The organism is Microcoleus sp. ARI1-B5 (assembly GCF_036705795.1).
Taxonomy (GTDB): Bacteria; Cyanobacteriota; Cyanobacteriia; order Cyanobacteriales; family Microcoleaceae; genus Microcoleus.
This window is the reverse complement of sequence record NZ_JAUBVK010000013.1, coordinates 26,256-52,966: the sequence shown is the minus strand read 5'-3', so window position 1 is coordinate 52,966 and position 26,711 is coordinate 26,256. Positions and strand designations below refer to the sequence as shown.

The 26,711-nt window shown below is 47.5% G+C and carries 18 protein-coding genes; 9 read left to right on the top strand and 9 right to left on the bottom strand.

Annotated elements, in window-relative coordinates; all coding sequences use genetic code 11:
• Positions 1-84: 84 nt before the first annotated feature.
• The 3 genes from ahcY to QUB63_RS19295 form a co-directional block, all read right to left on the bottom strand.
• Entirely contained in the window at positions 85-1,362 is a 1,278-nt protein-coding gene (gene ahcY, locus QUB63_RS19305; protein ID WP_332946884.1) for an adenosylhomocysteinase, read from the bottom strand.
• A gap of 47 nt (positions 1,363-1,409) precedes the next feature.
• Entirely contained in the window at positions 1,410-1,550 is a 141-nt protein-coding gene (locus QUB63_RS19300) for a hypothetical protein (RefSeq protein ID WP_332946883.1), read from the bottom strand.
• Between the two features lie 146 nt (positions 1,551-1,696).
• A complete protein-coding gene (locus tag QUB63_RS19295) occupies positions 1,697-2,308 on the bottom strand; it encodes a DedA family protein (RefSeq protein ID WP_332946882.1) in 612 nt (203 codons plus the stop codon).
• A gap of 153 nt (positions 2,309-2,461) precedes the next feature.
• On the opposite strand from QUB63_RS19295, the gene QUB63_RS19290 reads away from it, so the two are divergent.
• Positions 2,462-2,755: a hypothetical protein gene (locus tag QUB63_RS19290; RefSeq protein ID WP_332946881.1), complete on the top strand. Its 294-nt coding sequence runs from the start codon at positions 2,462-2,464 to the stop codon at positions 2,753-2,755.
• The gene (locus tag QUB63_RS19285; protein WP_332946880.1) at positions 2,677-3,342 is read left to right on the top strand and encodes a mechanosensitive ion channel family protein; all 666 of its coding nucleotides are present in this window, start codon (positions 2,677-2,679) and stop codon (positions 3,340-3,342) included. The genes QUB63_RS19290 and QUB63_RS19285 overlap by 79 nt, the downstream gene beginning before the upstream one ends.
• Positions 3,343-3,673: 331 nt before the next feature.
• Here the strand turns inward: QUB63_RS19285 and QUB63_RS19280 are convergent, their stop codons facing one another.
• Together QUB63_RS19280 and QUB63_RS19275 are read right to left on the bottom strand one after the other, a co-directional pair.
• Positions 3,674-4,372, bottom strand: a complete 699-nt coding sequence (locus QUB63_RS19280) for a PEP-CTERM sorting domain-containing protein (RefSeq protein ID WP_332946879.1) — start codon at positions 4,370-4,372, stop codon at positions 3,674-3,676.
• Between the two features lie 621 nt (positions 4,373-4,993).
• Positions 4,994-5,593 carry a sulfite oxidase-like oxidoreductase gene (locus QUB63_RS19275; protein ID WP_332946878.1) on the bottom strand — a complete coding sequence of 200 codons (600 nt, stop codon included), beginning with the start codon at positions 5,591-5,593 and terminating at the stop codon, positions 4,994-4,996.
• A gap of 315 nt (positions 5,594-5,908) precedes the next feature.
• On the opposite strand from QUB63_RS19275, the gene QUB63_RS19270 reads away from it, so the two are divergent.
• On the top strand, positions 5,909-6,142 hold the full coding sequence (locus tag QUB63_RS19270) for a hypothetical protein (protein WP_332946877.1): 234 nt from the start codon (positions 5,909-5,911) through the stop codon (positions 6,140-6,142).
• A 377-nt stretch (positions 6,143-6,519) separates the two neighbouring features.
• Here the strand turns inward: QUB63_RS19270 and QUB63_RS19265 are convergent, their stop codons facing one another.
• From QUB63_RS19265 to QUB63_RS19255, 3 genes are all read right to left on the bottom strand, one after another.
• The gene (locus QUB63_RS19265; protein ID WP_332946876.1) at positions 6,520-7,215 is read right to left on the bottom strand and encodes a potassium channel family protein; all 696 of its coding nucleotides are present in this window, start codon (positions 7,213-7,215) and stop codon (positions 6,520-6,522) included.
• Between the two features lie 140 nt (positions 7,216-7,355).
• Complete coding sequence (locus QUB63_RS19260; RefSeq protein ID WP_332946875.1) at positions 7,356-8,690, bottom strand: TrkH family potassium uptake protein; 1,335 nt, start codon at positions 8,688-8,690, stop codon at positions 7,356-7,358.
• Positions 8,691-8,883: 193 nt separating this feature from the next.
• Positions 8,884-9,042, bottom strand: a complete 159-nt coding sequence (locus QUB63_RS19255) for a hypothetical protein (RefSeq protein ID WP_332946874.1) — start codon at positions 9,040-9,042, stop codon at positions 8,884-8,886.
• On the opposite strand from QUB63_RS19255, the gene QUB63_RS19250 reads away from it, so the two are divergent.
• The 3 genes from QUB63_RS19250 (at position 9,036) to QUB63_RS19240 (ending at position 21,358) form a co-directional block, all read left to right on the top strand.
• A complete protein-coding gene (locus QUB63_RS19250; protein WP_332946873.1) occupies positions 9,036-9,989 on the top strand; it encodes a methyltransferase domain-containing protein in 954 nt (317 codons plus the stop codon). The two genes, QUB63_RS19255 and QUB63_RS19250, sit on opposite strands and share 7 nt — an antisense overlap.
• Before the next feature lie 448 nt (positions 9,990-10,437).
• Complete coding sequence (locus QUB63_RS19245; RefSeq protein ID WP_332946872.1) at positions 10,438-11,439, top strand: homogentisate phytyltransferase; 1,002 nt, start codon at positions 10,438-10,440, stop codon at positions 11,437-11,439.
• 145 nt (positions 11,440-11,584) lie between these two features.
• Entirely contained in the window at positions 11,585-21,358 is a 9,774-nt protein-coding gene (locus QUB63_RS19240; RefSeq protein WP_332946871.1) for a tetratricopeptide repeat protein, read from the top strand.
• A gap of 123 nt (positions 21,359-21,481) precedes the next feature.
• Here the strand turns inward: QUB63_RS19240 and QUB63_RS19235 are convergent, their stop codons facing one another.
• On the bottom strand, positions 21,482-23,911 hold the full coding sequence (locus tag QUB63_RS19235; protein WP_332946870.1) for a class I SAM-dependent methyltransferase: 2,430 nt from the start codon (positions 23,909-23,911) through the stop codon (positions 21,482-21,484).
• A 102-nt stretch (positions 23,912-24,013) separates the two neighbouring features.
• Here QUB63_RS19235 and cobA point away from each other — a divergent pair, with 102 nt between their 5' ends.
• The 3 genes from cobA to QUB63_RS19220 all read left to right on the top strand — a co-directional run bounded on the left by cobA (position 24,014) and on the right by QUB63_RS19220 (position 26,345).
• Complete coding sequence (gene cobA / locus QUB63_RS19230; RefSeq protein ID WP_332947006.1) at positions 24,014-25,582, top strand: uroporphyrinogen-III C-methyltransferase; 1,569 nt, start codon at positions 24,014-24,016, stop codon at positions 25,580-25,582.
• A gap of 189 nt (positions 25,583-25,771) precedes the next feature.
• Entirely contained in the window at positions 25,772-25,963 is a 192-nt protein-coding gene (locus QUB63_RS19225; RefSeq protein ID WP_332946869.1) for a DUF2281 domain-containing protein, read from the top strand.
• Positions 25,950-26,345 (top strand): type II toxin-antitoxin system death-on-curing family toxin, encoded by a 396-nt coding sequence (locus tag QUB63_RS19220; protein WP_332946868.1) that lies wholly within the window; start codon positions 25,950-25,952, stop codon positions 26,343-26,345. Before QUB63_RS19225 ends, QUB63_RS19220 begins: the two co-directional genes overlap by 14 nt.
• The last annotated feature ends 366 nt before the right edge of the window (positions 26,346-26,711 follow it).

The window sequence follows — 26,711 nt, the reverse complement described above, 5'->3', positions numbered from 1 at the left end:
AACCCCTGGCGGACTTGTGGACTTGCAGACTAGAAGGTTAAGTTGTCACGCCTTGGACTCTGCCTGGGAATGAAAAGACAATGATTAAGTGCCCGAAGTCCAAGAGTTGGTGTACTCAATTTGCTCGGCTGTCAAGGTATCAATGTTAATTCCCATTGCTTGCAATTTTAGACGCGCAATTTCCTTGTCAACTTCCACAGGAATTGAATGAATACCCGGCTCTAGTTTGCCTTTGTTCGTGACGAGATGTTCGCAGGCCAAAGCTTGGTTAGCGAAGCTCATATCCATCACGGCGCTGGGGTGTCCTTCGGCTGCTGCCAAGTTGATCAAACGGCCTTCGCCCAAGACAATAATCGACTTGCCATTATTGAGGTGGTATTCTTGGGTGAAAGAGCGGACTGTTTTCACATCGGTGCTCTTGGCGCCGAGGGATTTGAGGTCAATTTCAATGTCGAAGTGACCGGAATTGCAAACAATTGCGCCGTCTTTCATGGTGTCGAAATGTTCGGCACGAATGACGTGTTTGTTGCCGGTAACGGTGATAAAGATATCGCCGACTGTTGCTGCTTCGTCCATCGGCATGACGCGGAAACCGTCCATCACTGCTTCGATCGCCCGAATCGGATCGATTTCAGTAACAATTACGTTAGCGCCCATGCCGCGGGCGCGCAGTGCCGTGCCTTTGCCGCACCAGCCGTAGCCTGCAACCACAATATTTTTACCAGCTAACAGGATGTTGGTAGCGCGGATAATCCCGTCTAGAGTAGATTGACCGGTGCCGTAGCGGTTGTCGAAGAAGTGCTTGGTGTCGGCGTCGTTGACGTTCATTGCGGGGAAAGTCAGCACGCCGTCTTTCAACATTGCTCGCAGGCGCACGATGCCGGTGGTGGTTTCTTCGGTGGTTCCGATCAAGTCGGCAATTTGGTTCGGGCGGTGCTGGATCAGGGCTGCTACTACGTCGCTGCCGTCGTCGATGATAATATTGGGACGGTGGTCTAGGGCTGTGTAGACGTGGCGTTCGTAGGTAGCTGCGTCTTCTCCTTTGAGGGCGTAGACGGAAATGCCGTAGTCTTCAACTAAGCAAGCCGCTACGTCATCTTGAGTGCTCAAGGGGTTGCTGGCGATCAGTACGGCGTCGCCACCGCCGAGTTTGATGGCGATCGCCAAATGAGCGGTTTCTGTGGTTACGTGGCAGCAAGCAGCCAAGCGAATCCCAGCGAAAGGCTTTTCTTTAGCAAAGCGTTCTTGAATTTGGCGCAAAACGGGCATTTCCCGGCCGGCCCACTCGATGCGTTGCTTGCCCAACGGGGCGAGGGACAAGTCTTTGACTTCGTGTTTAATCTTGACGGATGTAGCTACCATGTATGTTATTTCCCAGAAATCATCAAACTTTGTTAGTTTTAGCAGATTTACCTATCTGCGGGCAAGTGTTGCGATTTTACTTTCTGAGGGTGGGCGGTGCCGATCTTAATTTTTGATTGCGATCGATTTGCGATCGAGTCGATGGAGTCACCCGCACCGCTAGAGTCAGTCGATTTTAGATTTTCCATTTTCGATTTGAGATTTACTTGCAGCGCGGTGAATCTCGGAGGAGAAACTAGGGTAGAAAATTTTAGGCTGCTCGCGACGCCAGGAGTGAGCAAGTATCCGTTTTTAGGCGGGGTCAAAAATTCTTGTCGGGCGAGCTCCGGCGGACTCAATCTTTTTTGTGAGCGCGGCGTTCTTGAACTATATGAATAATCGAAGGCACAAAAGAAAGTACAATTATTGCCCCAACAATCGGCAGTAAATATTCATCAACTTTCTCCGGAGGAATCATCTTTCCTAAATAATAACCCAGCAGCGTTAGCCCCACCGTCCACACAAACCCGCCGATCAGGTTGTAAAACATAAAAGTTTTGTATTTCATTGCCGCCACTCCCGCCACTATCGGCGCAAAAGTGCGGACAATTGGCATAAATCTCGCCAGTACCACTGCTTTTTGGCCGTGTTTTTCGTAGAAGTTTTCGGTTTTTTCTAAATATTCTTTCTTAAACAGCCACGAATCTTCCTTGTTAAATAAGCGACGGCCCCAACGGTGTCCGGTTGCATAGCCAACATTATCGCCAGCCACCGCGCAGACAAAACACCCAAAAATTAGCGTCCAAATATTCAGAGAGTCGGGCCCCGACGCCACAATTCCCGCAGCAAACAGCAAGCTGTCTCCCGGCATAAAAAAACCGAACAGCAATCCGGATTCCGCGAACACAATAGCCCAAATTCCCAAATAGCCGAAGGTTTTAATCAGTTGCTGCAAATCAAAATTCATCTTTCTGTTTTTCCGAGGAATGGGCTAAGCAGTAGATAAATGACATCTATGATATCATTGTCTGTTGAATATAGCATAAACGAGGGTCTGGCCAAATCAGAAATTACCCAGCGCTCGATTATTTCCCTAAAAAGTTTTAGTTAAAATTTAACAATGGGCGCCGTAATTCAACAAATCCAAACTAGCTTGTTAAATCTGCTGGGTCAAGCGATCGAGGCAATGCCGTCAATAGCAGCGGCCCTGGCAGTTATTTTCCTGACGCGCACCGCAGCTAGGTTTGTGCGACGAATGAGTTCGGCAGCTTCTGAACTTACTGTCAAAAGTTTGTCTTTGCGATCGCTGTTCGTGCAGATAGCCTATGCCCTCACTTGGGCGGCAGGCAGTTCGATCGCCGGCGCGATCGCCCGTTCCCGGCTTTGCGTCCGGGAGACATCATCGGTTTGTTAGGATTGGGTTCAGTAGCTGTTAGTTTCGCCTTCCAAGACATCTTCAAAAACTTTTTAGCGGGCATCTTGATGCTGCTGCACGAACCGTTTCAATTGGGCGACCAGATAGTTGTAGAAGGCTTTGAAGGTACTGTTGAAGAGATTTCGATGCGTTCAACTATAATTCGGACTTATCAGGGAGAGCGAGTGATTGTGCCGAATGCGATCGTCTTTACCAATTCAGTGCGGGTACTCACAGCCATGCCGCACAGGCGAACCGACCTGCCTTTAATTTTAGACTGCGATACCGAACCTTCCTTAGCAATTGAAACCTTGGTAAAAGCTATTTCCGAAGTCGAAGGCGTTTTTTCGCAACCAACCCCAGAAGTAGATATTTCAGGGCTTACCGATGGTTATTTGCATCTGATTGTCCGCTATTGGACGCTGCCGGAACAAACACAGGTGCGGCGGACAAAAACTAGGGCTGTGGTGGCGATTCTAGCCGCGCGCGATCGAGCCGATATTAAAATTCCTCAACCCCTACCGGTGAATTTGTTCGACTTGCACTCGTCGAACAACTCTGCGTCAAATTCAGCTAGCGACGCATAATTAAGCTGCTGCGAGAGGGGGAGAGTGTTCGAGGGGAAGAGTGTTCGAGGGGGAGCTCAGAAAAATATTCCGACTTCCCTCGAACCTCTTCCTTCTTCCCTCGAACCTCTTCCTTCTTCCTTCTTCCCTCTTCCTTCTTCCTGATGACTGATGACGGCAGGACTAATGACCCATGACTGATGACTAATGACTAATGACGGCAGGACTAATGACCGATGACTTCTTCCTTATTAAATCAAGCAAAAGGCGAGCCGATTTCCCATCAGCGCGCCTGCAAATTTTATGCTTTTTTTGTCAAACCTAATTAAGCATATCGTTCTGGTTCAAAAAATTATCCAGCCGTCTTGCTAGCGCGGCGGCGGCGCGCTGCAACCAAGCCGCCCAAACCGAGAGCCAAACCAGTCATCGTCATCGGTTCGGGAACTGCTTCGGCGCTGACGGTGAAGTCTTGGAAGTCTGCGTCGTTGCCGCCGCCGCGATCGTCGAAGGAGATTAGCGTGCCTCCGTTAGACAGAGAAGCTGTTCCATCTGTGAATTGTCCGGCAGCTTGGAAGGTGTTCGTTGTTTCTTTGCCGAGTGCGTTCCACAGCGACGCCCCGCCAAACACGGCTTGCTGACTACCACCGGAACCGGCATTCAAGGCTGATGTCGAGTAGACAGTGCCGTCGCCGCCGCTGTTGAGTCCCAAAGTGTAAACTTGATTTGCCAGGAATGTGAATACTCCCGAGCCCGAATCCAAGACTGTATTGCCCAGAGATCCTTTCCATTCGTTCTGGTCGACATTGTCTGAGGATTTAGTTTCCCACAACAGGGTGTGAACTAGAGATGTCACCGAGTTATTCACGGTGTAAATTCCCAAAGAGGAAGTGTACGCACCGTGAGACTCTTTGAAGCTAAACATGACATCTGTATTTTGGCTGAATGTGATGCCGTTGGTACCAAAGGAGAAGGCTTGGGCTGGAGCTCCTGCCCCTAATAAAGCGGTGGCGGCTGCGGTAGCTGTTAGGGCCCATAAGAGTTTGATATTCATAACCTGATTCCTTTTGTGTGACCATATTAATAATTTCATTATGTGATACTTTGTGTGTGTTTTTTTCACTTGATGTGAATTTTGACAGACTCTTTATCAAGCATTTACAAATCCTTTATAAATGCTGTCGAGCGAATCGGCTACCGGGCGATCGCTCCCTAAAAATACACACAAAATAATTATAAAAATTGTGGCTGTAAACCTTGCAGTCGCGGTCATGCGAGCGCGAACCGGCCAAACTGATTTGGGTCTGGTTTATCCTAATTTTTGATTTTATTCCGAGTCTAAATCCTTAACAGCAAACACTTACGTATAAACACCGTCACTTCCGCGAAATCTGACCGTTATCAAAGTTTTCTATTAACCAGAAACTGGGAATATTTGTTTTTTAGGACTTGCGTATGGGAGTTAAAGTAGTCGATCGCTCGGGTAAATTACCTACAAACTGCGAGCGTCCGGTTTAGGTCTTTTGGTGGAAATACGGAGAGCCCGCCCCGTGACAGAACCCAAAGATTCGATCGAGATCGGCTTTCTGCTTTCAAAATTCTCAAACAGCAGATTGCCCCTCAACAAATACCATCTATAGAAGCTATTGGCAAGCCGTAATCGCGATCGACCGCATCAAAAAAGACCGCTGTAGCGTTCCTCGGCCCAAGGTTCGCCCCTGCGGTGGTAGCCGTTGCGTTCCCAAAAACCGAGTTGTTCGGTTTCTGTAAACTCCAGCCCGTTAATCCATTTAGCGCTTTTCCAAGCGTACAAGTGCGGAACTACCAGCCGCATCGGGCCGCCGTGGTCTGGGGAGAGGGGTTCGCCGAAGACGGTGTGGGCGAAAAAGTTTTCCGAGCGCAGGAAGTCGTCGATCGCAATATTAGTAGTGTAGCCGCCGTAGCAGTGCTCCAGGACGTGCAGAGCCGAGCGATCGACTTCTACGTGGTTCATAAAATCTGTGACTTTGACTCCCGTCCACTGCACGTCGAGTTTTGACCAGCGGGTGACGCAGTGAAAATCGGCAGTAAAGTTACTCTGGGGCATGGCCTGGAAGTCCGACCAAGTGAAGGTTTTTGGTTTTGCCAATCCCCAGACTTTAAATTCCCAACTCTCGATGCTGACCGAGGGTGTATCGCCGTAGGTCAGGACGGGAAAGCCGTTGGCGAGGTATTGACCAGGAGGAACTCGATCGCTGTTTTCTGATTCTGGCTTGCGAAAAAATTTGCCCTGCATTGATTCAAGCTCTACAGTAAATGACTGCAATCCTCAGTATAACTTACACAGAAGGGCGCATCGCAATTGATCTCAAGGTATTCGGCTTTCATCACTTATGTATAAAGAAATATCCCCCAACTCTGCCTGTGCCGACCTACTTCTGCCGTTTGAGAGAGCCGAAGCTAAAAATTCAACAAGTCTTGCCCCAGCGTATTAATTCCCTAACCTTAAATTTTATCAAAATTAATGGTACATTTCCTAATTTTTGATGTATTGTAACAATATGCTGAGATGCCATATGTAATGTAAAAAAAATTTAATGGGGTAAAAACCATGATCGCAAGTTGCTTGATTCCGTTTACGCTCTGCTTGATTGCTGGGTGGGTGACTGCTGGGACTGACAACAGAACGCTAGACGGGATTCCGGCTCCCATAGCTGCAATTATTGGAGTGTGTTCGTTAATTTGGTTTGTGGCGGTGTGTCCTTGGCCTGTTGAACTCGCTCTAGTCTTGGCGGTGCTGGTGTTGGGCAAAGCTTACCTGCAAGATATCTTGAAAGTCGGCTGAGTTTTCAGGGCTAGGGCTCCTATATTTGCGGGAGGGCGATCGTCCTCGGGTGCTTCTACTTTCTTGAAGAATTTTCCCTTTTGGCTATTGTTTCGGTTGTGTTCTGTGAGGAAGCCACAACGGCAAAAGCAAACCCAGCATTGGTGAAATTCAATTTAGATATTTCGGTTAAAATTTAAAAGATCGAGGTGGTCGTTCGATCGCACGTACAGCAGATTCCACGTTTAGGAAGTACACCTGAAGAACGATCGCCGAGCGGGACAAGGCACGGCGCCGTGTCCTCTATCTCTGCACCGACCTACTTACCTGAAAAATGCTGTAAGGTGCGCGGCCCGAGCGCACCCTACTACAGATAAAGTAAGTCAAATGTCGAGCTGTTAAATTGGCAAGCGATTGATATCTTTATTAGAACCAATTACTACCATCACCTCGCCGTTTTTCAAGCGTTCGTTTGGCTGGGGATTGATCTCGAACTTGTCGGCGCGACCGACTGCGAGCAAGGTCAAACCGTACCGGCGCCTCAGATCCAAATCGGCAATGGTTTTGCCGTCAAACTTTTCAGGAACGAGCAATTCCACGATGCTGTGATCTGGGTCGAGGTCAAAGCGTTCTAAAATGCTGGGTTTTGTAAGAATGCGGGCTAAAGAGCAGCCCATTTCTCGTTCTGGAAAAACTACATGATCGGCGCCGACTTTTTTCAACAGTTTTAAGTGAGTTTCCGAGGAAGCTTTGGCGATTACGTGAGTTACACCGCCTTCCTTAAGGTTTAGGGTGGTGGTAATGCTTTCTGCTAGGTAATTGCCGATCGCCACAATCACTGTTTCAAATTCAAATATACCCGCTTCGTGCAGAGCGCTAGGCTCGGTAGAATCTAACTGCACAACGTGAGCAGAAATGCGATCGCTCAAAGCTTGAGTTACTTTTTTTTCGTCGGAGTCAACTCCCAGGACTTCGTAGCCCAAGCCGTGCAGAGTCGAACACACAGCCCTGCCGAAACGTCCCAAACCAATAACTGCAAACTGCTTGTTTTCGGCGCGCAAACTGCGAAAAAAATTTAAAGATGACAGGTTCACTGAATATCCAGCGCTGAGCGTCTTGCTGTTTAAATTTTAGCAGAGACAGCGCCGCCTCCTTTTGATTTTTGGGTAAGTAGTAAAAGTTGATTTGGGTTGTCACCCACTGTTTAGATTATCAGCAACGAGGCCGGATTTTTCTATCCTACTAACAAACTTTCCTCAGCATACTTAAAAGTTCTGGGTTTGGGGTCGCCGAATGCAGCACTCATCAGCAGCAGCACGCCAACCCGACCTATGTACATTGTAGCAATTAAAATTAATTTGCCGACCGCTGAAATCTTGGCTGTAATCCCTGTGGAAAGACCGACTGTGGCAAAAGCTGAAACTGCTTCAAACAGCGCTTGGATAAATTCTACTTGGGGATTGGTCACCTCAATTAAAATTGCAGATGTGAACGCGACCAACAGGGAACCGAAGACTACGCTAATGGTTTTCAGAATCATTGCTGGCGGGATTTGACGCTGATAGCACTCCACCTCTTCCTGGCCTTCGAGAACTGCTGCGGTACAGCTAAACAATATCCTAAAAGTTGTGGTTTTGATGCCGCCGCCGGTGCTGCCGGGACTGGCGCCGATAAACATGAGCGCGATCGTCAGAAATAGCGAGGCTTCGCTCATTTGGCCGATGTCAATTGTATTGAATCCTGCCGTGCGGGGAGTAACAGATTGAAACCAAGCTGCCATCACCTTTTGCGGAAAATTGAGAGGGCCGAAAGTTGCTGGGTTGTTGTATTCCAGCAGCAAAAATGCTACCGTTCCTAAAATTAAAAGGACAGCAGTTGTACTGGTAACAACTTTGAAGTTCAGGGAAAAAACTGTGCACATCGGGCTTTTGTAGAAGCGATCGCGCAGCCACAGGTACATTTCCATAATTACTTGATAGCCGATTCCCCCAAATACGATCAAACCGCTGACTGTGAAGTTAATCACAGGCGAATTTACGTAGCCGATTAAATTATCTGAATAGATGCTAAACCCGGCGTTGTTAAAGGAATTAACGCTGTGAAATATAGCAGACCACACACCTTCGTTAAATCCGTATTTTGGGACGAAAACCGACATCAGCAAAAACACTCCAGTTAATTCAAACAACAGGGTTGTTGCTAGAATTGACTGCACGAGTTGCACTACGCCGGCTAGTCCAGGTTTGTCAAGAGATTGTTGCAGGGCCATTTTGTCTTTTAAGCCAAAGCGGCGCCCCAATAACAGCAGCAAGAAAGTTGTGGCTGTCATGTAGCCCAAGCCTCCTATTTGCACCAGTAAAACAAGGCACAGTTGCCCCCAAAAAGAGTAATATTTTCCGACATCCACAACCGACAAGCCTGTGACGCAGACAGCGGAAGTAGAGGTAAAGAGTGCTGTTATTGGATCGCTCCAAGTTCCATCAATTGTGGAAAATGGCATCATCAACAATAGAGCACCTGCGGTAATGACGGCGAGAAAGCCCAAAGCAATGGTTCGCGAGACAGTCATTCGATTTTAGATTTTAGATTTTAGATTTTAGATTTGGGATTTTGGGATTTGGGATTTGGGATTTGGGATTTGGGATTTGGGATTTGGGATTTGGGATTTGGGATTTTGGGATTTGGGATTTGGGATTTGGGATTTGGGATTTGAGATTTGAGAGGGAACCCACAAATTGATTTTAGATTTTAGATTTTAGATTTTAGGGGGAACCCACAAATCGATCGCCCGGCCCGAAATCAGGACATCTCTGCGAGTGCGAGTGCCTGCGGTCGATCGCACTGGCATCGCAAAATTCCATGACAACATCGGGAAAATAACGGTAGAATTCCTTTAACAACTTGCGATCGTGCGATGACATCAACACTTTACCAGCAAATTCAGCAACTTTACGACGCTTCTAGCGGTTTGTGGGAGCAGGTGTGGGGCGAACATATGCACCACGGTTACTACGGCCCGGATGGAAACTTAAAGAAAGAGCGCCGACAGGCTCAGATTGATTTGATCGAAGAACTGCTGGGCTGGGCCCGAGTGCCGACAGAGAAGGCACTCTGTCAACCTTACCGCATTCTGGATGTCGGTTGTGGCATCGGCGGCAGCACGCTGTATTTGACTCAAAAGTTTGGTTCGATCGCTAAAAATAATTTAAAGTTGGATGGCGGGGTCGATCATCATTTTAGCCGATCGGCCCAACCAAATAAAACGGGCGATCGCGTTACAGCGACCGGCATTACCCTGAGTCCGGTACAGGCAAACAGAGCAACGGAACGCGCTAAAATTGCTGGGCTAGAAAACAATGTCAATTTTTTGGTTGCAGATGCTTTAAATATGCCTTTTCCTGACGAGTCGTTCGACTTGGTTTGGTCGCTCGAAAGCGGCGAACATATGCCGGACAAAATTAAGTTTTTGCAGGAATGTTGCCGGGTGCTCAAGCCGGGAGGAACTTTGATTTTGGCGACTTGGTGTCACCGCCCGCTGGGAGAAACGGCGGGAGAATTGACAGATGAAGAGAGAAAGGAATTGGCAGAAATTTACCGGGTTTATGCTTTACCTTACGTGATTTCTTTGCCGGAATATGAGGAAATTGTCCGCAGTTTGCCTCTGACAAGTATTCGCACGGCTGATTGGTCGAAGGCTGTTGCTCCGTTTTGGGATGTGGTGATCGATTCTGCTTTGACTCCGAGCGCGATTTGGGGTTTGCTGACGAGCGGTTGGACGACTGTTCAAGCTGCTCTTGCTCTCGGATTGATGAGCCGGGGATATGAGAGCGGATTGATTCGTTTCGGGCTGATTTGTGCTGTAAAATAATGGGGATAGAGCAGAGATTTTTTGAGTTTTGAGTTGAGGGGTAAGGTGTTCTTCGGAGTATTGGTGTCAACTTGAGATTAAAGGTAGTATGAGTCTACTGTTTGATGATTAGGGCCGATCCCCCCTAGCCCCCCTTAAGAAGGGGGGGACTGGAGCGATCGAAGTTCTCCTTCTTAAGGGGGGGAACCGAAAACTTTCTCTTTCGTCCCCCTTAAGAAGGGGGATGCGAGGGGGATCGAGACTTGGCTACAAGCGAGAATTGTCGTGCTACCCGGATAGTCGGGGAAAGCCGAAAACTCTCTCTTTCGTCCCCCTTAAGAAGGGGGATGCGAGGGGGATCTAGACTCGGTTATAAACGATAGAACTCAAGGGTTTTAGGCGATTGTTGATACCAATGGCTCGGAAGAACACCCTACAGAATAGTATTTTTGGTGCGTTTGTAGGATTTATGAGCAACGATTCGATCGGCAAGTCTTGGATTGATAAAGATAACAATGGCTCGGCTCCGCAAAGCTGGGCGAGCGCTTTTTGGGAGTTTTCTCGACCGCACACGATAATCGGGACTACGTTGAGCGTACTGGCTTTGTATGCGATAGCCCAAAGCACCAGATTATTTGCGAATCCTATATTTTTGCCCCTAGCTTTTGCTTGGTTGGCTTGCATTTGCGGCAATATTTATATTGTGGGATTGAACCAGTTAGAAGATGTTGAAATTGATAAGATAAATAAGCCTTATTTGCCGATTGCCTCGGGAGCGTTTTCTCGCAAGACAGGGGAATTAATTGTAATTGTCGCGGGAATTATCGCTGTTTTGACGGCTGTTTTGCAAGGCCCGTTTTTGCTGGCTACAGTTGGTGTGAGTTTGGCGATCGGGACTGTTTATTCTCTGCCGCCAATTCGGCTGAAGCGGTTTCCTTTTTGGGCGGCGCTGTGCATTTTTACGGTGCGGGGCGCGATCGTCAATTTAGGGCTGTTTCTGCACTTTAATTGGGTGTTGGGTTTGTCTAGGGCGAAAAGCATTTTCTCGGGCTGGAGTTGGGATAGCGCGTCTTTGGGGATTCCTGGGGAAGTTTGGGTGCTGACGGTTTTTGTGATTGTGTTTACTTTTGCGATCGCGATTTTTAAAGATATTCCCGACATGGAGGGCGACAAGCAATACAATATTACTACGTTTACGATCGAGCTGGGCAAGCCTGCTGTCTTTAATTTGTCTCGCTGGGTGTTGACGGTTTGCTATTTGGGGGCGACTTTGGCGGGAGCAGTCGCATTGTCTAATGTTAATTTAGTGTTTCTGGCGGTTTCTCATTTCGTGGCTTTGGGTTTGATGTGGTTTTGGAGCGCGAAAGTTGATTTGGACGAGCAAAAAGAAATTGCTGATTTTTATCAGTTTATCTGGAAGTTGTTTTTCTTAGAATATCTAATTTTTCCCGCAGCTTGTTTGTTAGGGTAGAAGTTCGGCAGCGGATTTTGTAACGGATGTAGCGGATGTAACGGATTTAACGCATGGATGTTGAGGGAAGAAGGAAGGAAGAGTTAACAGATTAGAATAAGTTGGCAATTACAAGTTGGCGAACTCCCAAACAACAAAGACAACTATGGCTTCTAAGAAAAAATCGCAAAAATCTGCCGTCAAACTGGGTGCAGAAGATTCTTTGAACATAGCTTGGGAATATCACCAAGCGGGGCGTTTGTTAGAAGCTGAGAATTTGTACCGGCAAATCGTAGAAGTGCAGCCGGAGTCAGCAAATGTGTTGTGTTTGTTGGGAATAGCGGTTAGACAGCAGGGAAAAGTTGCTGAGGCGATCGACTTTTACGATCGCGCGATCGCCCAAAACCCCGATTTTGTAGAAGCACATTTAAACAAAGCTCATGTTTTGATGGATCGAGGGGAAAGTCAAAGGGCGATCGCCAGTTACGAACAAGTCATCAAAATCCAGCCAAATTCCGCACTCGCATACAATAATTTGGGCTGGCTAAAACAGCAATTAGGCGAAATAGACTCGGCAATTTTATATTACCAAACAGCGCTGCATCTCGAACCAAGTCGCGTCGAAACAGCGCACAATTTAGCAGGTTTATTCAAGGAAAAAAATCACTTAAACGAGGCAGTTGCCTGTTACTTGCACGCTTTAAAAATTAATCCAAATTTGACATATTCTATCATCGGGTTGGGAAGAATTTTGCAGGAGCAAGGTGAATTAGCAGAAGCTTTTAAATGCTACCAGAAAGCTATAGAAATAGAGCCAAACAATCCCGAAGCTCAGAACAATGTGGGAGCATTTTACCACGAACAAGGAAATGCAAAAGCAGCAATATCCCACTACCGACAAGCATTAAAATTTAAGCCCGACTTCGTAGATGCTATTAACAACCTCGCCCACGCTTTGGTCGATTTAGGAGAATTTCAAGAGGCTTTTGCTTGTCACCTTCGAGCCTTGGAATTGCAGCCAGACAATGCCACCGCACACCTGGAATTAGCCTTAAGTTTGCTATTGTTTGGAGATTTTCAGCGCGGTTTTGCTGAATACGAGTGGCGGTGGCGTACTTCGCAAGTAGAACCGAGACAATTTCTACAGCCGCTTTGGGATGGTGCGGATTTGCAGGGGAAAACTATTTTACTCCATGTCGAGCAAGGCTTCGGCGATTCGATTCAGTTTATTCGCTACGCGCCGATTCTGCGCAGCCGAGGCGCTAAAGTTATGGTGGCTTGCTATCCAGAATTGATGCGGTTGTTTGCGACAGTTGCCGGTATTGAATATTTATCAGTCTGTTTTGAGAATTTGCCAGCATTTGACGTTCACGCACCCCTGATGAGTTTGCCGAGAATTGTGGGGACAACTCTGGAAACAATCCCGGCCAATGTTCCTTATTTAGCTCCGCCTGCTGAGTGCAATTTTGCGCTGGCTTCTGAGGCAAATTTGAAGGTGGGGATTGTGTGGGCGGGGAGCCCGCAGCGCCGGAAAGATAATCAGCGCTCTTGCAGTTTGAGCGATTTTATTCAATTTTTGGATGTGCCGGGAATTGCTTTTTATAGTTTACAAAAAAACTTGTCGGAGTGCGATCGCACTTTGCTCAACCAGCACTTAATACCGGATTTGAGTCCGCATCTGAGCGACTTTGCTGATACGGCTTCGGCGATATCCCAACTGGATTTAGTGATTAGTGTCGATACCTCTGTTGCACATTTAGCCGGTGCTTTGGGTAAACCGGTTTGGGTGCTGCTTTCTTTTGCTCCTGACTGGCGCTGGCTGCTGGAGCGCGAAGACAATCCTTGGTATCCAACTGCAAGGCTTTTTCGCCAAAGTCAGCCGGAAAGTTGGCAAGAATTGTTTGATGAAGTGCAGGCGGCTTTGAGTTTATTTGCGATCGCACATTCTGCTACTTCTTCCGAGGATTCTGGGAAATATCCGCTCACAATGACTGTCGATCGGACGGCTTCCCTCGATTCGGAAGTGCTGGAAATGACAAATTCAAGTCTGGTAGATCGGAGTCAACAAGTATTTGCGATCGCGAATCCAGCCTTAGCCCCAGGCTCCGCAGTCAAGCAATTGCAGGGGATTGAGACATCTGTGGCGATCGCAAATTCGGTTGTTTTAGAGGATTTATTGCGGCAAGCAGAACATTTAATGGAAACAGGCGATAAGGAAGAGGCGATCGCCCTTTACGAACAAATAATCTCTATCGAACCAAATTGCGTCCAAGCACGGATTAATTTTGGTTTCCTCAAGCAAGAAAAGGGCGAGTTAGATGCAGCTATTCCGCATTACCGAGAAGCTTTAGCCCTCGCTCCAAATATTCCTCAAACAGCTTACAACTTGGCAAAGATTTTTGAGGAACAAGGTCAAGTCGAAGAGGCGATCGCACATTACGAACAAGCTCTTGCCGCTGAACCGGATTTCGTGCCCGCACTGATTAATTTAGCGGTGGCGCTGCAAGAAAAGGGCGAACTTTTAAGAGCGCTCGATCTGTACCGGCGAGCGCTGGAAATTCAACCCCATAGCTGGGAAGCTTACAACAATCTGGCAACAGTGCTGCAAGAACAGGGCAATTTAGAAGAGGCGCTGGAGTATTATCACAAAGCTCTGGAATTGCTGCCGGATTTTGTGGAAGCTATCAATAATTTAGGCAGGACTTTTCTGGAAAAAGGCGCGGTTGAAGATGCGATCGCCTGTTACAGACGCGCGATTCATTTGAATCCAAATCATGCTAGCGCTCACCTGAATTTGTCCTTGGCTTTGCTGTTGGCGGGAGATTTTGAAAATGGTCTCGCCGAATACGAGTGGCGCTGGCAAATCAAAGAATTTAAAACTGGCCATTCCTGTTTTTTGACGGCGCCGGGAAATACAGTTTCGGCGAGAGAATACCGGCCGCTGTGGGATGGTTCCGATTTGCAGGGAAAGACTGTTTTGCTGCACGCCGAACAAGGTTTAGGCGATTCGCTTCAGTTTATTCGCTACGTGGCGATCGTCAAAAATCGAGGCGGTAGGGTAATTGTTGACTGTTACCCGCAATTGCGCCGTTTGTTTGCAATGCTTGATGGTATTGATTTGCTGATAGTTAGAGGTGAGCCGCTGCCGGAATTTGACGTGCAAGTGCCGATGCTGAGTTTGCCCTATGTTCTCGGTACAAAGCTCTCAACAATTCCGGCAAATGCTGCTTATTTATCTGGGCCTGCGGATGCTGAATTTGCGCTTTTGCCCGATCGCAATTTGAAAGTTGGGATTGTCTGGGCGGGAAATCCCAAACACCGCAAAAACACCCAGCGTTCTTGCGGTTTAAGTCAGTTTCTGCCGCTTTTGGACGTTTCGGGGGTAACTTTTTACAGCTTGCAAAAGGAGGTTTTAGAGGCCGATCGCGCGCTGTTGAATCAAACGCCGATCGTCGATTTGAGCCCGCATTTTGGCGACTTGGCCGATACTGCTGCTGCGATCGCCAAACTGGATTTAGTCATTAGCGTCGATACCGCTGTCGCTCATTTGGCGGGCGCTTTGGGCAAACCGGTCTGGATTTTGCTGGCGTTTTCCCCGGATTGGCGGTGGCTGTTGGAGCGCGAAGACAGTCCTTGGTATCCGACGGCGCGGCTGTTCCGCCAGCATCAGCGGGGCGACTGGAAACCTGTTTTCGAGCGGGTGGCGCAAGCTCTAGGCGCTGTTTCTGCTGCATTTGTGCCGTCGGATGCGGCGGATGCAGAGTTTCGCTCGGGCCGAGATTTGCAGCAGCAGGGCAACTTTGGCGGTGCGATCGAATGTTACGAGCGGGCGATCGCGATCGATCCGAATTATGCCGCCGCCCACAGCAATTTGGGCGTTGTCAAACAGCAAAGCGGGCGCTTAACAGAGGCGATCGCGCATTACCGAAAAGCGCTAGAAATCGACCGGAATTTGGCGGAAACTGCGAGCAATTTGGGCAGCGCGCTGGCGGAAGCAGGGGAGAATGAAGGGGCGATCGCAGAATACGAGCGGGCGCTGTCTTTGAACCCGAATTGCGCGGAAGCGCTGGTTAATTTGGGCGTGCTGCGGGAAGAGCAAGGGAATGTGCCGGAGGCTGTAAGCTGCTACGAGCAAGCGATTCAAGTTAATCCTAATTGCGCGGCGGCTTATTTGAATTTGGGAATTGTGCTGGAGGAACAAGGGGAGGAAGCGGGGGCGAATTACGAACGGGCGATCGCGAATTACAAACGGGCGATCGATCTCGATCCAAATTACTTAAATGCCTTGCACAACTTAGCATACGCCTCGATCCGACAGGGCCGAGTTGCCGATGCGATCGCGTATTACGATCGAGCTCTGGCGCTGCAACCGGATTTAGCAGAAACTGATCTCGCTTTGGGGAGTTCGCTGCCAAACCCAGATAACTTAGATGAGGCTCTAGCTGTTTGCCAGCAAGCGGTTCAGGAGTTGCCATCAAGTGCTGGCGCTCGCTGCAATCTGGGAATTGTCCTGCACAAACAAGGCAAAATTGCAGGTGCGATCGCCTGTTACCAGCAAGCTTTGAGCCTGAAACCTGACTTTCCCGAAGCTTGGAACAATCTGGGTAAAGCTTTTGAGGAAGCGGGAAAAATGGCAGAGGCGATCGAATGTTACGATCGGGCGATCGAACTCAAACCCGGTTATATCAATCCCCTCAACGGTTTGGGAAAGGCTTTGCACTCGAGCGGTCAATTTGCAGGTGCTGTCACCTGCTACAGCCAAGCAGTAACATTCAATGCCGCTAACCCGGAATCTCACCTAAACTTAGGTTTAGCTTTGCTGCTGTCGGGAGAATTTGAGCGCGGTTTTTCCGAATACGAATGGCGGCTCCTGGTTAAAGAAAAACAGTTCCCAACTTACAACTTTCAGCAGCCGATTTGGGATGGGAAAGATTTGGAGGGAAAAACTATTTTGCTTTGCCCGGAACAGGGTTTAGGCGATGCAATTCAGTTTATCCGCTACGCAGATTTAGTTAAGCAAAAAGGCGGACGGGTAATTGTTTGGTGTTTGCCGCACTTGCAGCGCTTGTTTGCACAAGTTTCGGGAATCGACGAGTTAATAGTTAATCCAGAAGATGCACCGGATTTTCAAGTACGCGCGCAGCTAATGAGTTTGCCGCACCTCCTGGGAACAACTTTAGAAACTATACCGGCAAAAGTTCCTTATTTAGCTCCGCCCCCGGGCTGGGAATGTTCTATTCCGAACACTCCTAATTTGAAAGTAGGGATTGTTTGGTCGGGAAATCCTAAACATTCACAAAATAAAGTGCGATCGTTCCCGCTAGATTTGTTAACCAAGCTGTTAGAGATTCCCGGAGCAGATTTTTACAGTTTGCAAAAGGAAATGACAGCAGAAGCTCGCGCTTGGTTAGAGCAAATGCCCGTAACAGATTTAAGCTCTCATTTGCACGACGTGGCCGATACTGCGGCTGTAATATCGGCTCTGGATTTAGTGATTTCTGTAGATACTTCTGTGGCGCACTTGGCCGGTGCTTTGGGCAAACCGGTGTGGATTTTGCTGTGTTTTGTGCCGGATTGGCGGTGGATGTTGGAGAGCGAAGATAGTCCTTGGTATCCGACGGCGCGGCTGTTTCGCCAGTCCACAGCGGGGGATTGGGAAGGCGTTTTAGAACGGGCTATTTTGGCGCTGAAAGAAAGAATTTGCCAGCATCAGGAAGCTCTACCCCTAGGAGAAAGTCAGCCAAATATTGAGTTGGCTAAGAAACAGTTCGATCGTGGAAATCTGCTGAAATCCCAAGGCAGGTTTGCGGAGGCGATCGCCTATTTTAAGAATGCTTTGGTTTTGCAGCCGAATTCGATCGCAGCCGCTACTAATTTGGCAGTGACGCTGCACCAAACAGGCGATTTAGCCGAAGCTGCCACCTATTATCAGCGCGCGATCGAAATTGACCCGAACTGCGCTCAATCGCAAAATAACTTGGGCATTTTGCTGCAAGATCGGGGGAATACAGCCGATGCTGTAACTTGTTTTCAAAAGGCGATAGCCCTAAATCCAGTTTATGTCAAAGCTCTCAACAATCTCGGCGCGACATTCCAGCAGCAGGGCGAGTTGCAAAGTGCGATCGCCTGTTTTCACCAAGCACTTTCCGTCAATGCGAATTACGTGCCCGCGCTGGTAAATTTGGGCGCGGCGATGCAAGCAAAATGTCAGCTAGCTGAGGCAGAACGCCTTTACCAGCGTGCAATTGAAGCAGAACCGAACAATCCTAAAGGACACTACCACCTGGGAACGTTATGCTTGGCTGCGGGCAAAATAGAACAGGCAATTTCTAGCTTGGAACGAGCAATATCATTAGATCCAAATTATGTAGAAGCAATCACTAATTTAGGCAGTGCTGTACAACAATTGGGAGACGCAAATCGCGCAATTTCCTGCTACAATCAAGCTCTCGCAATCGATGCAAATTGTGTTAAAGCTCACTTCAATTTAGGCTTAGTCTTGCTGTTGACTGGGGACTTGCCGCGCGGTTTAGCAGAATACGAGTGGCGCTGGCAAACTGAACAGGCGAAAAAATTGCAGCGGTTGAATTTTGACAAGCCCGTTTGGGACGGTTCAGATTTGAACGGGCAAACTATTTTGCTGCGCTGCGAACAAGGTTTGGGCGATGCCATTCAATTTGTGCGCTACGCCGCCATTGTGCAGCAAAAAGGCGGCAAAGTCATCATCTCTTGCTATCAAGAACTGAAGCGTTTATTTAAGCAGATTCCTGGCATCGAACAAGTTGCGGTGCGGAGGGAGGAATTGCCGGATTTCCAAGTACAAGCACCGCTGATGAGTTTGCCGCACATTCTGGGAACAAATTTAGAAAATATACCCGCAAGTGTTCCTTATTTAGCGGCGCCGCCGAATTGGCAATTTTCGCTAAATTCCGATGGCAATTTCAAAGTAGGGATTGTGTGGGCGGGAAGTTCGGAACATTTGAAGGATTTTCAGCGATCGAGCGATTTAAGCTATTTCCTGAAATTGTTAGATATTCCCGGTGTAAGTTTTTACAGCCTTCAGAAAGAAGTGTCGGCGGGCGATCGTATTTTGTTAAATCAAATTCCAGTAACAGATTTGAGCGACAATTTGAACGATTTTGCCGATACTGCGGCGGTGATATCGCAACTAGATTTAGTAATCTGCGTGGATACTGCTGTCGCGCACTTAGCCGGTGCTTTGGGCAAACCTGTATGGATTTTGCTGTCTTTTATGCCGGATTGGCGGTGGATGTTGGAGAGCGAAGACAGTCCTTGGTATCCCACTGCGCGGTTGTTTCGGCAGTCAAAAGCGGGCGATTGGGATGGAGTTTGCGATCGCATAAAAACCGCCTTGCAAGAGTTAACAACCTCATTTGCGATCGCGAGTGAGACACCGCAATCGCCAAGCGCGATCGCTCCCAACGCCCTGACAGAAATTGACGTGCAGTTTCACATAGCAAAAGCCTTACAAAAACAAGGTAACAAAGCAGCCGCCGCCGCGCGCTACGAACAAGTAATTGCCGCCTCGTCCAGCCACGCCGAAGCCCACACTTATTTAGGTTATCTCAAACAGGAAAAAGGACAAATAGCCGAGGCAATTTGTCACTACAAGCAAGCGCTAGAAACCAATCCAAACCAGGGCGAAACCCACTTATATTTAGGTTGCGCCCTGGAAGAACAAGGAAAAGTTATCGAGGCGATCGACTGCTATACTAAAGCAATTCAACTATCTCCCGAATCGCCCAATTTGCGTTTGAGACTAGCGTTTGCTTTGCTTTTAAATGGCAATTTGCAGCGTGGTTTTGCGGAGTACGAATCGCGCTGGCAAACTCAAGAACTGGAGCAGCGCTATTTCGATCGACCGCTTTGGGACGGTTCCGATTTGCCCTCGAAAACAATTTTATTGCACCCAGAACAAGGTTTTGGCGATGCGATTCATTTTATCCGCTACGCACCTTTGGTTAAGCAAAAAGGTGGCAAAGTTATTGTTGCTTGTCATCCATCGCTGAAGCGCTTGTTTGAAGGAGTTGCAGGGGTAGATAATGTAGTAACAAACCCGAAGGATTTGCTAGAATTTCAAGTGCAAGCGCCGCTGCTAAGTTTGCCGCGAATTCTGGGAACTACTTTGCAAAATTTACCTGCAAATATTCCTTATTTAGCTCCGCCACAGGATGGTAAATTTTCTCTAGAACCGAACGATCGACTAAAAGTAGGTATTGTGTGGGCGGGCGGCCCGCTGCACCGCAAGAATCACGAGCGATCGTGTAAATTGAGCGATTTCGTGAATTTTTTAGATGTTGCGGGAGCGAGTTTTTACAGCCTTCAGAAAGATGTGTTAGCGGGCGATCGCACTTTATTAAATCAACAGCAAATTCATGATTTAAGCGAACATTTAGGCGATTTTGCCGACACCGCAGCGATTATTTCGCAACTGGATTTAGTAATCTGTGTTGATACTGCTGTGGCGCACTTAGCCGGTGCTTTGGGTAAACCGGTGTGGATTTTGCTGTCTTTTATGCCGGATTGGCGGTGGCTGTTGGAGCGCGAAGACAGCCCTTGGTATCCCACTGTGCGTCTGTTTAGGCAGTCAAAGGCGGGTGATTGGGATGGCGCGTGCGATCGTATAAAAACCGCCCTAGAACAGCTAATTACCAGTTCCCAGGCTCGTTCCCAGGCTCTGTCTGGGAACGCATATCCAGAGGCTCCGCCTCAAAATCCCCTCCCAGAAACCCCGCCACAAATAACAGGAATCGGCATCAGTTGGCCAGTCAGCATCACCAGCGGCTGGGGAATTTACGGCATGAATTTAACACTGCAACTGCTGCGAAATCCCGCCTGGGAAGTTGCACTTTTAGTACCGCCATCCATCACCTCAGAATCCATCAATCCGCTGCACAAATCGCTGTTATTACCCGTAGTAGAAAAGCAGAAACAATTTCAGGAATTAGTAACAGCCAATTACGACAAACAGATTAGTTGTAATTTTCCTGTACTTTACGCTCTCGGCAACAATTTAGCACCCTCTGGAGTTGACAATCAAATTATCAGCGCTTGTCAAGTAGGAGTCATCTTTTTTGAAGACACGCGAATCACCGCAGAAGCACTAGAAAAAGCCAAGAAATATAGCGCGATTGTCGCCGGTTCCCACTGGAATGCCGATGTTTTGAGAAGCTGCGGCTTGACTAATGTGGCGATGGTAAATCAAGGAATTGACCCGGCAATTTTCCATCCTGCACCTAAATCTAATCTATTTGGCGATCGCTTCGTGATTTTCTCCGGCGGCAAACTCGAATATCGCAAAGGTCAAGATATTGTAATTGCCGCTTTCAAACGATTTCGCGCCAAACATCCAGAAGCTTTGTTACTAACAACATGGCACAACTTCTGGCCCCAGTATATGCTGGGAATCGAACAAACCGGAAACGTTACCGGACTTCCGAATATCAACCGCGACGGCAGTTTAGGAATTTCCCAATGGTTGGCGGCTAACGGTTTACCGGTTGACTCTTTTATCGACATCGGCTTAATTCCCAATCACCTCGCCGGACAAATATTGCGAGAAGCCGACTGCGCTGTTTTCACCAACCGCTGCGAAGGCGGCACTAATTTAGTCGCGATGGAAAGTATGGCCTGCGGAATTCCGACTATTTTATCAGCAAATACCGGGCATTTAGACTTGATTTACAGCAACATTTGCTATCCTTTATCGCATCAGGGACGAGTTAAACCGACTGCTCATTTTCCCGGTGTAGAAGGTTGGGGAGAGTCTGACGTTGAAGAAGTTGTTGAGGCTTTGGAACAAGTTTATACTAAGCGCGAAGCCGCCAAAAATCGCGGTTTAGCAGCGGCGAATTTTATGCTCGATTGGAGTTGGGAAAAACAAGTTAAGCGCTTTCTAGATGTTATTAAGGAGCTTTAGATAATAGGATGAAGAAGGACTAAAGTCCTCACTACAAACCTGGTTCGTAGCATCGGACTTTAGTCCTTCTTCCTCCCAGAGAGAGGACTAAAGTCCTCACTACAAACACGGTCAGACTTAATACTATTTGAACTTTTGAAACCAGACACCTGTTTCATCAATGGTATGCAGAGAAAATGACTCATCTTTCATCTTCTCAAAATCGTGTACTGCTTGCTTGCAGCCCTCCCAGTGTCCGTAATCATCAACTTGAATCAAACCGTTAGAAATAACGCTGTCATAAAGCGTATTAAATATATCCATTGTTGACTCATACCAATCTCCATCAGCGTGCAGAAACGCAATACTTCCTATTGCTGGCTTGTATTTGGGTAAAGTCTCGGCGAATAATCCCTTAACCGGTACAACAATATCTTTAACTTGCAGTAATTCACAGATTTTATCCAAATTTTCACTAATTGCAGCTTTGAGAGTTCCTTCGCCAAAACCGGTGAGATTTGCAGGTATTCCCTGATGTTTATCAATCTCAGTAGGTGCCGGCATTCCTTCAAACGTATCAAAAGCATACAGCACTCTCGGACGGCGGCTGTAATGTTTAATTACAAATGCCATTAACGCCGCTGAACCGCCTTTGCAAGTTCCGCATTCTACAAAATTTCCCGGCAAATCTTCCACACATATTTGCTTGGTCAAACAATACAGAGAAAACAGTCTCGATTCGCTAAGCAGCGTGTAGGGGCGCACAATTGACAAGATATTTTTAAAGTTTGCAGGAAAAGTTTGCACTGACGATTTGCTGCTGTCAATAATTTTCCCCAAATTTGGCTGCTGTAGGGTTGGCAAGTTCTGTTTTGGCATAACTGAAATACCGCTGACTGAATAGCCCTGTAAATGTGCTGGTAACTGCCAAGAAATATTGGGATCTGGTTGATGTTTTACAGGCTCGACATTCCCCCGCCAAGCAGCCCCCATAATTTGCATTGTTTGATATATTACCGTTTGCCATCCCTTTTGTTTCAAGTAATCCAAACCCTTAGCCACAGCGGGAGAAGCTAAATCATGAAATAAAATTATGGCATCTTCTTCAGCCAATTTTTCGCAGGCAATCGCATCATTTAACGGGCCATCGCCTTCGTGTTCTCCATCAATAAAAATTAACGACCATTTGCGGTTGAATTGAGAGGCAAATTCTTCTACTCTTTGGGGGCTATACCCAGGTATTAGCTCGACGGAAGTTTGAACGCCAGACGCATTGAGAGCGCCTTGAATTGAATCGATGACGCTTTGTCTGATGTCCTCTCTTTCTAACAGCGGATCGACGACATCTAACTCAACTCCTGCGAGGGCTAAGTGACACGCAGACCATCCCAGCCAGCAGCCTATTTCTAATGCTTTTTTACCTGTGAATTGCAGGGCTGTATTGTAAAGAATGTGCGCTTCGTCGCGGCTGAGAAATCCGACTGAACTAACACGGCGATCGACATACCAATTGTGCTTGATTTCCCGGCGCAGGTAAGGCCACGGACAAGTCTGAGTATCGCCAACAATCATGTTGGGAAAGTACGCATCTGGGAGAATAATTTTTAATCCTGGCGAGACGTAATCTCCGGCGGGTAACAAAGTATTGTTTGTGATTTCAGATTGTGGTTGTACTGTCAGTTTTTCTGATTTTAACTGTGGAGATACTGGCTGTTGTATTGGTTGGTAGCGGAGACTAATTTCTATTTGATTGCCGTCGGTTGTTGCTATTTTTACTAAGTCGTGCTTGTGACCGGTGATGTGCAGAATGCCGATCGCCCCGTGCGGCAAATACGGCTCCACAAAACAGGCTTGCTGCTTGTCCCAGACGGGCAAACCAAAGTTGCAGCTCCAGTTGCACCGAGCCGGCAGCATCTCTGTGCGATCGAACATTTCAGTGCCGTAAACCAACCGATTTAATGCTATTTGGTCGGTCATCAAAGAAACGTGCCGCTGCAATCCCTGTTCCAGATATTCCGCCCAAAGTTCCCAGTGCGGCGCATCTTTGTGCAGTGCGAAAATACCTGCATTGATGGTGGGATAGCTGTGCAAATGTTCGGCTACTTCTTCCCCAAAAGCTGCTTGATAATCGCGATAAACAAATTCCCAGTACCAAGGCAATTTGCCATAAGCTAAATAATAGCCTCTATCTAATTCGGGAACAACTGCTAAACCCCGTTTTGCCGCGCCTTTTACGAATAATTCCACAGCTTGCCAATCTTGCACCCAAGCATCGGCATCTATCCACAGGTAGATGTCAAAATTGGGAAAGTATCGGCGCAGAAACGGACGGGCTAAAAGTCCTTTGAGATAGTGAGGGGCTTCATTTTTACCGGGAAAGTCAAAGTCCCAATCGGGCTTTTGAATGATATTAACTTGTGTTTCCAGCCACTGCAACTGTTCGGGAGTGCAGCCGAGATCGAAAAAGCCGATCGCCACATTTTCACCCTCGGATTTTTCCCGCACCGATAAAATAGTGCCTCGCACCAGTTCAAAGTAATTTGCATCGGCGGCCGTGATGATGATAATCTGCATAAATAGCTTTTATTATACAATAAACTGCTGGACACGGTAGGGCGCGCAATGCCCACCGCAATATTAATTAAACTATACTATCGAAACGATCGAGGAGGAATTGTGAAAAACCCAAAAGGAAAAGTTTATCTAGTCGGTGCGGGGCCCGGAGATTGTAACTTGATGACAGTGCGATCGCACAAACTGCTCTCCCAAGCCGAAGTCTTAATCTACGACGCCCTCATCGACATCCCGCAACTCGAATTAATCCCAGCAACTTGTCGGAAAATAGAAGTCGGCAAACGCGGCGGCAAACCTTCCGCCCAGCAGCAAGAAATTAACCGCTTGCTGGTAGAACACTGCCAACTAGGCAAACAAGTCGTGCGGCTCAAAAGCGGCGATCCGTTTATTTTTGGTCGCTCCAGTTCCGAAATTCAAGCATTGATAACAGCCGGGTGCGAGTTTGAAGTAATACCCGGAATTTCATCAGCATTAGCCGCACCTTTATTAGCAGGAATTCCCCTCACCGATCCGGTGATGAGCCGCTGTTTTGCTGTAATGAGCGCCCACGAACCGGATGCTCTGGAATGGGAAGCTTTAGTGCGGATAGAAACTTTGGTAATATTGATGGGAGGGCGCAATTTAAATGAGATAATTTGGCAATTGCAAAAACACGGGCGATCGCCCGAAACTCCGATCGCCATTATCAGAGATTGCGGCCGCCCCGAACAGCTTCTTTGGCTCGGCACGCTCTCCGATATTGTACAGCAAACAGCAGGTCAATCTCTGTCGCCTTGCGTGATAATCATTGGGGAAGTAGTCAGATTGCGCGAATATTTAATTCAGCCAGAAAGCACAAACATGAGCCATACACCTGTCACCGCTAACAACAGCCAGCCGCTAGCCGGAAAAACCATTTTAGTCACCCGCGCAGCTTCTCAGTCTGGTCAATTTAGCGATCGGCTCCAGCAACTAGGAGCCCGCGCGATCGAAATGCCAGCCTTGGTAATTGGTGCGCCTTCGAGTTGGGAACCGTTAGATAGCGCGATCGCACAATTGTCAAGCTTTCACTGGTTAATTCTCACTTCCCACAACGCTGTAGACTGCTTTTTTCAGCGATTGCAAGCAAAAGGCAAAGACGCGCGGAGCTTGTTTGGCATTAAAATAGCAGTTGTCGGGAAAAAGACAGCAGAAAGTTTGCGATCGCACTCGCTACAACCCGACTTTATTCCCCCCAACTTTGTCGCCGATTCCCTAGTCGAAAACTTCCCCGACAAATTGCCAAACTGCAAAATCCTATTTCCCAGAGTAGAAAGCGGCGGTAGAGAAGTTTTAGTCAAAGAATTCACCGCCAAAGGAGCGCAAGTAATCGAAGCACCAGCTTACCAATCTTGCTGTCCCGAAACAATCGATCCGATCGCCCGACGCGCACTCCAAAATCAAGCCATAGATATCATCACCTTTGCCAGTTCCAAAACCGTACATAACTTTTGCCACCTTATAGAAAAAACTCCCGAATTATCTTTGTCTAAGGAGTGGCTAGAAAGTGTTTGCATCGCATCCATCGGCCCGGAAACTTCCAAAAGCTGCCAAAATTTATTGGGTAAATTAGACGTAGAAGCCACAGAATACACCTTAGATGGATTGACTGAGGCGATCGTCCAATGGGCAACAAAATATCAAACTTTATAAGTTTACTCTACTCTTGTGTCTGCGGAGGCAGACTTCGTTTGTATAGACGCGGTTTCAACCGCCCTCTTGGGTCTCTTAGAGAGGGACTTCGTTTTTATAGCAGCGGTTTCAACCGCCGAATTTTACGGGCAGCCCTTGATTATCTCATCTTTAGGTTGTAAAATGGTTGTAAAATAACTAGGAGTAAACATGACCGCAAAAGACCAACTTCTTCAAGAAATTGACCAATTACCAGAACCGATGTTGAAAGAAATGCTTGACTTTGTACTAGCTCTCAAAGCAAAACATCCTGTAAAATCAGATAAAAGTGATGTTTGGAACGCTTATCTAGCATCTAAAAAAGAACGAGAGGAGGTTTACCGTCGCCTTGCAAACTCCTAGATTTATCTCCATAGATGAAGTGTTAGAACTTCATGAAGACCAAATTTCTAGCTTTGGCGGTACTTCCGGCGTTAGAGATGAAGGTTTGTTAGAGTCGGCTTTGGCTCAGCCTCAAGCAACTTTTGGCGGTCAACTTTTGCATCCAACAATTAGCGAACAAGCTGCCGCCTATCTCTATCACATAGCGATGAATCATCCATTTATAGATGGCAATAAAAGAACGGCTTTTGCGGTGGCAGATACCTTTTTGCGTTTGAATGGTTGCACGCTGAATTTGACGGACGATCGAGCATATGATTTAGTCATGCAAGTCGCACGGGGAACGATGACTAAGGAAGAATTAAGCACTGAGTTTGAGTCATGTATTGTTGAGTTTTATTAAGAAGTAAGTTGGGCAACATACGTTCAGATTAGGAAGGTGCGCCCATAAACACCCTACGTTGATGCAATGTCGTGTCCGAGGCCGGGTGCGGGGAATCGCGGAACAAAATAGCGAGTAAAATTATCACTAAAGAACAAAGCCGATCGCCTTTGCCTCAAAACACTAATCAAACTAAAAACTAAAAAAGCCCAAACCGCCGCCAGCAGCCAACTCCCCCGACGCATCTACAAATTACCAACAGCCATGAATATAAACTTTTCTCGTTATGACACCTTAACCGCACTGCTAACAGGAACCACCGCAGCCTTAACCATAGTGATCGGCCAACCCGCAATCGCCAAAACTCCCCAAGAAGTAGCCAGCATC